This is a genomic window from Flavobacterium sp. RSB2_4_14, from assembly GCF_051547085.1.
In the GTDB taxonomy this organism is placed as follows: domain Bacteria; phylum Bacteroidota; class Bacteroidia; order Flavobacteriales; family Flavobacteriaceae; genus Flavobacterium.
The window spans coordinates 1-363 of sequence record NZ_JBPTTL010000031.1 but is presented as its reverse complement, the minus strand read 5'-3'; the positions used below and the strand labels follow the sequence as shown (position 1 = coordinate 363).

The window sequence follows — 363 nt, the reverse complement described above, 5'->3', positions numbered from 1 at the left end:
GCCTGCTGGTATAGCGGCTTGTCCTGATTGTATCACTGAGAATACTGCCGATGTAGTGGCGCATCCTAGTGGACTAACACTAGTGGCTCTTACGGTATAGGTTCTAGTAGCACCCGTTGGTGAGGCAGTATCTACGGTATATGTTGGTCCTGTAGCTCCTGCAATTGGTGTGGTGGAGTTGTCTTCAAACCACTCAAAGGTATAGGCCGATGCATTGGTGATACCACTGTTCAAAGTAAGTGGTCGCACTACTACATTGCTGGCATAGTCCACACAGATGGTATCTACGCCGTTTGGTGTAGTGATAATCGGGTTCGGGTAACGCTCTATGGTGATGTCTATGGTTGTTAAGGCATAACACAA

At 47.7% G+C, this 363-nt stretch carries 1 protein-coding gene; it reads right to left on the bottom strand.

Going from position 1 to position 363, the window contains the following annotated elements:
• Positions 1-363, bottom strand: a 363-nt coding sequence (locus ACSVH2_RS14125) for a hypothetical protein (RefSeq protein ID WP_438093821.1), incomplete at both ends; no start/stop codon positions are given.